Source organism: Bacillus sp. B4EP4a, from assembly GCF_006680105.1.
Taxonomy (GTDB): Bacteria; Bacillota; Bacilli; order Bacillales; family DSM-1321; genus Peribacillus; species Peribacillus simplex_E.
This window is the reverse complement of record NZ_VHIK01000025.1, coordinates 22,269-29,369: the sequence shown is the minus strand read 5'-3', so window position 1 is coordinate 29,369 and position 7,101 is coordinate 22,269. Positions and strand designations below refer to the sequence as shown.

8 protein-coding genes are annotated in these 7,101 nt (G+C 36.8%); 7 read left to right on the top strand and 1 reads right to left on the bottom strand.

Annotated features, from left to right (window positions below; genetic code table 11):
• The 7 genes from FNK51_RS26570 to FNK51_RS13500 form a co-directional block, all read left to right on the top strand.
• The coding region (locus FNK51_RS26570; protein ID WP_181762255.1) for a hypothetical protein at window positions 1-586 on the top strand (586 nt) is incomplete at its 5' end.
• Window positions 587-622: 36 nt separating this feature from the next.
• The gene (locus tag FNK51_RS27210; RefSeq protein WP_260398203.1) at window positions 623-754 is read left to right on the top strand and encodes a hypothetical protein; all 132 of its coding nucleotides are present in this window, start codon (window positions 623-625) and stop codon (window positions 752-754) included.
• A gap of 50 nt (window positions 755-804) precedes the next feature.
• The gene (locus FNK51_RS27205; RefSeq protein WP_286178698.1) at window positions 805-996 is read left to right on the top strand and encodes an ArsB/NhaD family transporter; all 192 of its coding nucleotides are present in this window, start codon (window positions 805-807) and stop codon (window positions 994-996) included.
• Window positions 997-1,075: 79 nt separating this feature from the next.
• Window positions 1,076-2,104, top strand: a complete 1,029-nt coding sequence (locus FNK51_RS13515; protein WP_353617864.1) for an ArsB/NhaD family transporter — start codon at window positions 1,076-1,078, stop codon at window positions 2,102-2,104.
• Window positions 2,105-2,119: 15 nt separating this feature from the next.
• Entirely contained in the window at window positions 2,120-2,788 is a 669-nt protein-coding gene (locus FNK51_RS13510) for a DUF2642 domain-containing protein (RefSeq protein ID WP_141993680.1), read from the top strand.
• Window positions 2,789-3,117: 329 nt separating this feature from the next.
• Window positions 3,118-4,764 carry a spore germination protein gene (locus FNK51_RS13505; RefSeq protein WP_141993678.1) on the top strand — a complete coding sequence of 549 codons (1,647 nt, stop codon included), beginning with the start codon at window positions 3,118-3,120 and terminating at the stop codon, window positions 4,762-4,764.
• 257 nt (window positions 4,765-5,021) lie between these two features.
• Window positions 5,022-5,513 (top strand): GNAT family N-acetyltransferase, encoded by a 492-nt coding sequence (locus tag FNK51_RS13500; protein WP_141993676.1) that lies wholly within the window; start codon window positions 5,022-5,024, stop codon window positions 5,511-5,513.
• Between the two features lie 97 nt (window positions 5,514-5,610).
• Here FNK51_RS13500 and nhaC read toward each other — a convergent pair whose 3' ends face one another.
• Window positions 5,611-7,062, bottom strand: coding sequence for a Na+/H+ antiporter NhaC (nhaC, locus tag FNK51_RS13495; protein WP_141993674.1), 1,452 nt, complete (start codon window positions 7,060-7,062; stop codon window positions 5,611-5,613).
• Window positions 7,063-7,101: the final 39 nt, after the last annotated feature.

Below are 7,101 nucleotides of genomic sequence, written 5' to 3'. Positions count from 1 at the left end.
GACTGTTCAATCTACAGTAAATGAAGTGAACAAAGATCAATCCAATGTAAAGAAAAGTACGGATAAATATAAGAAACAAAAATCCCCTGAAAACAAGAAAAAAGAAAATAAGAAGGAAATACCTTCAGAAACTAATCCTGAAATAAGTGCACATCCGGAAGTTTTATCTGACGTGAAAGAAGAAGCGACTGTTCAATCTACAGTAAATGAAGTGAACAAAGATCAATCCAATGTAAAGAAAAGTACGGATAAATATAAGAAACAAAAATCCCGGAAAAAAAAGAAAAAAGAAAGTAAGAAGGAAAACACTTCAGTAACTAATAAAAAAGATATTCAAGAGTCAATCCAAGAAAACTTGACTGAAGAATTCAGGAACTCAAGCCCTCAAGAAATGAACGAACAATCCGCAAAGAAAAATGATTTAAAAGAAAAAAGGAAACTGATAGATAAGAAATGTTACGAATTAATGAAGTCCACTGAAAAAATGTATGCAGAAAACGGAAATCAAAAAACAGAATATTATTCATTGATGAAATTTGCTGAAAGAATGCAGGGGAAAGTGAAGGCAAAACGGTTAAAGCCTTAAAATACAATTCAAGGCTAAATGAAAGGAGGACATGGAATGATGATTTTGTTTTTTTCTGTACTTGGGGGAGTCTCCTATACCTTTTTTGTAAAACCTCAAAATCAAACCACTCCTGATACCGTAAAAATTACACCATCCAAAAACAAGGCGGCGGAGGTAAATGCTTAGTTCACAAATTGTCTTGATGTCAAATAATTTTTACTTTAACTATTATTCTCATGTTATGGAGACCATTTGGGATTAATGAAACTATACCTACTACAATAGGGGCATTGACAGTATTGGTTGCAGGCATTGTTCCTTGGATGGATGTTTTAAATATATTTGATATTATCAGGGGCGCTTCTTTAACCATATTATCCACCATAATGATGTCTATTGTACTTGAAAGCATTGGTTTTTTTAGGTGATTGCTTTAAATATCATCATCCGGTCTAAGGGGGTTTAGGGGTTAGATTATTCGGCTATACTAATCTCCTATGTTTTTTCATGACAATGTTTTTCAATAACGATGGAAGTATCCTTATCACAACACCTATCATTATTCACATTGTAACGTTACTAAAGATTAAACCTCAACAAAAAATCCCCTTTCTAATATCAGGAGCTCTAATTGCAACGGCAGCGAGTGCCCTAATAGCAGTAAGCAATATTTCCAATTTGATTGCACTAAAAATTGTAGGACTGAGCCTTAATAGTTATATCAATTTGATGTTTGTTCCTTCAATGATAGGGATTTTAACAATCGGATTATTACTTTATCTATATTTTAAGAAGGACCTTCCAAGTAAAATTCCCAGTGTACCTGTAAAATGTGATAAAACCTTTTCACGCTTTGTGCAAACTCATCCACTCGATGTTAAACAACAATCCGAAGAAAATGATTGGAAGTTGTTTAAAATGAGTTTTGCAATCGTCATTTTAACTCGGGCGAGCTTCTTCGCGCTTACACCATTTGGGGTTCCCTTGGAATTGATCGGTATGGTGGGAGCGTTCCTTTTGATATTTCTGAGATGGAATAAAACCAAAACTGGTCTTAGCGATATTGTAAAGAAAACACCCTGGCATGCTCTTTTATTTGTTTTCAATATGTACGTGCTGGTATATGGTTTGAAGAATGTTGGCTTGAATGATTATATAGTCAGCAATTTAAAACCCTTAATTATGGACAGCCCATTCAACGCAACTATGATCATGGGCATATTATTAACTATCCTATCCAACTTATTCAATAATCTTCTTGAAGTTATGATAGGGACTTTGTCGATAACAGAGATGGGATTGGATCCTCACCTTGTACAAATTGCTTATCTTGCTAACGTGAATGGAAGCGATATAGGTGCTTTGTTAACGCCTGTTGGAACGCTGGCTACATTAATTTGGATGTATATATTGAAAAAACACTCCATCAATATCTCCTGGGGGAAGTATCTTAGAGTTACCTTTTTGATAATTCCTTTTGGGTTAATCGTAAGTTTAATCTCGCTGTATTTTTGGACCACTTGGTTATTAAAGTAGGAAGGAGGGGTGATTATGAATAAAATCTTACAAAAGCTCAGAGGAGAAACAATTAATATAGAAATTTCCGGAAAAAAATATTTTTTCGGTACACTGGTTGATACTGGTATTGATGTAGTGGTTATCTTTAATGGACAGGATTTTGTGTATCTTCCAATAAATCATATTCAAAATTGCAAAGTAAATACTACGGAAAACGAGGAAATTTACCTTCCTGTAGACTCACCTGGAATTGAAGCTGAGGAAGAATTATCACTACGAAAAACTCTTTTATCCGCGAAAGGGATGTTCACGGAAATATACGTAACTGGTAACCAGCCTTTACACGGTTATATAACAAGGGTGATGAATAATTACTTTGAATTCTATTCACCAGTTTATAAGACTATGTATATACCTTTATTTCATTTAAAGTGGATTATCCCATACACAGACAATCAAACTCCTTATGGTTTAAGTAACAAGGATCTTCCTGTACATCCATCAAAACTTTCAATGGCAAGAACCTTTGACGTACAAGTGGAAAAACTGATCGGTAGCTTAATTATTTTTAATATAGGAGAAAATTCCAATTTAATTGGACAAATTAATAAGTTAGAAGATAATTTTGTTGAACTTATTACGGCAAGGGAGGAACCTGTATATTTAAATCTTCATCATATTAAAACAGTTCACCTACCCTGAATTAAAGGCAGCAAATATGCTGCTTTTTTTGATATTCCTTTTCTAAAGCGTAAACAAGGTGAGAATATTTTACGAAAACCCACTTCTGGTGCTTGAAATAAATCTCTAAATTCTATTAGTAAGCTGATTTTCTTATTGCCATAACGTGCGTTAGCTAAAAATCGGAGCTGTCTTTAAGTCAGCTTTTTCTTATGGAACCGGGGCAGGATAGTTACATAATGAATACCTAAATATTAGATCTAATAATATTGTTGGGAATGATGTTATCCATAAAAAACAATTTTTTGGGACAGAATAAAAAGAAATAGGATTGAAAGAGGACCGGTGCTATGGTTTCTTTTTTTAAACAAAAAGGACAAATGAAGAAACGCAAGAAGCAAAAGATAGACGAGAAAGAAAAAGATCAATCTATAATTAATACACCCCAAAATATTGACAGCTCTATAACAGCCAATCTGGATATCGTGAAGCAAAAAACAGGAAACAGCCCGGATATCATTATACGAACGTTGAAAACTAGTCAAAATCCTGAGATTAAGGTGTCTATTTTGTATGTACAGGGTCTGATAGACAATCTAAGTGTTACAGATTTTTTAATTGAATCCATCATGAAAAATCCACTTCTAAAAGAAAAGTTACTTCCACATGAAGCGCTGGAAGTGATCTCTAAAGACGTGGTTTCACTCGGCGGTGTAGAACCCGTCACGGACTGGGGAAAATTATTTTTGTCATTATTATCAGGGCATAGCGTCATTTTTGTTGATGGCATAAACATAGCCCTGGTTGCCAGTACAAAAGGGGGAGAAAGGCGTTCTGTTCAGGAACCAAGCACAAATTCAGTGGTCCGTGGGTCAAGAGAAGGGTTTACTGAATCGAATGCAACAAACATAGCCCTGGTACGCCGCATCATTAACAGTCCGGATTTATGGATAGAGTCGATGAAAATAGGCACTGTGACAAAGACGGATGTTTCCATAATGTATATAAATGGGATTGCAAAAAAAGGAATCGTCGAAGAGGTCAAAGAGCGCTTAAAAGGAATAAATATCGATAGTATTCTTGAATCAGGATATATTGAACAATTGATAGAAGATCAGGTCATGACCCCATTCCCTACTCTTGATCATACAGAAAGACCTGATAAGGTCGCTGGCAATCTCCTTGAAGGAAGGGTAGCCATTTTTGTTAACGGAACGCCTTTTGTCTTGTTGGTGCCTGCGTTATTTATTCAATTCTTTCAATCTGTCGAGGACTACTATGCTCGCTTTGATATAGCCTCAGCTATACGTTTTTTACGTATTTTTATTTTCTTTATTTCGCTAATTGCCTCGTCTGTTTATGTAGCAGCTACAACGTATCATCAAGAAATGATTCCAACAAAGCTGCTCGTCATTCTTGCAGCACAACGGGATTCCGTTCCTTTTCCGGCAGTTATCGAAGCATTCATCATGGAAATAACATTTGAACTCTTACGAGAAGCAAGCTTAAGGATGCCCAAAGCCATTGGGGCGACTATGTCCATTGTTGGTGCCCTGGTGATTGGGCAGGCGGCAGTTCAGGCTGGAATTGTTTCACCGGCAATGGTCATCATGGTATCGATCACGGCCATTGCAAGTTTTGCCACCCCTTCCTATACCATGGCAACTGCTGCTCGCTTGCTGCGGTTCGTATTTATCATTTGCGCAGGTGCAATGGGTTTTTATGGTATGAATTTAATCTTTTTTGTCGTCCTAGTCCATTTATGTAGCCTGCGTTCCTTCGGAGTTCCTTATATGTCACCATTTGCTCCGCTTAATCCGGAAGGACTAGGCGATACATTCTTCAGGAGACCAATGTGGGCGTTTAAAAAAAGACCCGAATTTTTAAGCTCCAATACTAATCTGAAAAGAGAAGGCGATAATCAAAGGCCACTGCCTCCTACATCACGTGGAATGAAGACTTCTAACATGAAGAAGGGTGACAGCACTGAACCGTGATATGCTTTTACAAAACGGGTGCGTTAGCTTAAGATCAGAGCTGTCTATAAGGCAGCTCTTTCTTTATGCAACTTAAATGGAAGAAAAAATTACGACTATTAAAGTAGATGGTTCAGAGGAAATATTAAATGAATTTGAGCTTAGTTAAATAATGTGTTCTTACAGAACTAACGGGCCAGGTTAGTTATAGAATTAATAAGGTGAAACTCACCTTAATGATAAAATTAGATTAGTTGCATCATTAAAGGGGGAGAAGGATGGAAATTCGTTCAGTGAAAGGGTCAGATTATTATGCAATATCGCCACTGATCAATGAGTGGTGGGGCGGAAGGCAAATGTCTGATATGTTACCGAAATTATTCTTTGATCATTTTACAAATACAAGTCTCATTGCCGAAAAGGAAGGGAAAATAGTCGGTTTCCTAATAGGGATTCTATCTCAATCTCAATCTGATGAGGCATATATTCACTTTGTTGGCGTACATCCTGAATACAGAAAAAATGATATCGGAAGACATTTATACAATCAGTTTTTTAATGTCGTTCATCAAAATGGTCGCATTATTGTCCGTTGTGTAACGTCTCCTGTCAACAGATCCTCAATTGCCTATCATCTCAAGATGGGATTTGAAATGGAAGAGGGAGATAAATTAATTGATGGTGTTTCAGTCCACTCTGACTATGACGGACTAAATCAAGATAGAGTTTTATTCATGAAACAGTTATCAAATTACGGGGACTGGCAATGAAATCCTATCCTTAATGAACGAAGGTCGGCCAGTATAAATCACTGGTCGACCTTTTTTCATAGAACTTATATAGCGGGGCTGTTAGCTAAAGTGTTTATTATTCATTGCTTATCTTTTTCTGCATGAACGTTTTTTCTTCCGGATTTTCTTTATCCTCGTTCACATTTCCTTTTTCTTTAAAGATTGCAAATCCTGTTAGTGCGTAAATGATGGCAAGAATAGGTGTTAAGACGGCTTGATAAGCATAAGGGAAAAAATCCAAAGTCGAGACTCCCAGTACCCCTGATAAATAAATGGCTGTTAACGACCAAGGAACGAGATAGGAAAACATGGTTCCGCCATCTTCTAATGTTCTGGAAAGGACGGTTAGCGATACGTTATGTTTTTTATAAGCGGATTTAAACATTTGACCAGGCAATATTATGGACATATACTGGCTTGCTGTAAGCATATCTGTCACTAATCCTGAGAATAAGGTTGTTAAAACAAGACTTCGTGCACTTTTGATCGCATTCTTAATGCTGCCTAGAATAGCACTTACAATCCCTGTTCTTTGTAATATTTCTCCAAAACCGAGAATTAAAATAGATAGAGTAACAGTCGGCATCATGCTTGCTATACCGCCTCTATTAAGTAAGTTGTCGACTTGTTCGACACCGGTTTGTATTTGGAATCCTTTAGATAGTGCGGTGAAAATGGTGTTTATATCATAATTTGTTTGAATTAAAGCAGCAGCAATCACCCCGCCTAAGGCTGATATTAATAAGGCAATTAATGGGGGAACTTTCTTGGCAGCCAATAAAATCGTTATAACCGGTACAAGCAGCAAAAAGGGGCTGATTACAAAGTGTTCAGACAATGTATCTGTAATTAAATCTATTTTGGTCACATCCAAAGAATTATGGGAAAACTTCATTCCCTGAATTCCATACAAGATGGTACTGATGACTAGTATGGGGAGAACGGAATAAAGCATGGACCGAATATGGCTCGTGAGTTCAACACCCGTAACTGCCACTGCCAAGTTAGTAGTGTCGGCAAATGGCGAGATTTTATTTCCAAATATGGCCCCCGATACAACCATGCCTGCCGTTAATGCAGGTGGTATTCCCATTCCATAGCCAATGCCCATAAATGCAACCCCAAGTGTTCCGGCTGATGCATAAGCGCTGCCGATAAAAAAGGAGGTAACACATAATATCAGAAAGCCTGATACTAAAAACACGGTGGGAGACAATAATTTTAGTCCATAAAAAATAATGGAGGGAACAATCCCCGAAACAATCCAAGAACCAATAACCATACCTACACTCATTAAAATCAACACGACCAGCAATGATTTCTTGCAACCATCAACAAAATATTCTTGCAGTTCCTTGCCTTTAAATCCCTGTGTTAATAGAACGATGGAAATTGCGATCGTTGCGACAATAAATACGATATCAGTAGGCAGTTTCAAAATGCCGTTACCGATTGATAAAACCGTTATCAATACAAGAATAGTCAGCAATGCCACCTTGAGTGAAACCTTTTTTTCAACTTCATTCATGGATTTTTCTCCCCCCTTAACACTTCTTTCTTTTTAAAT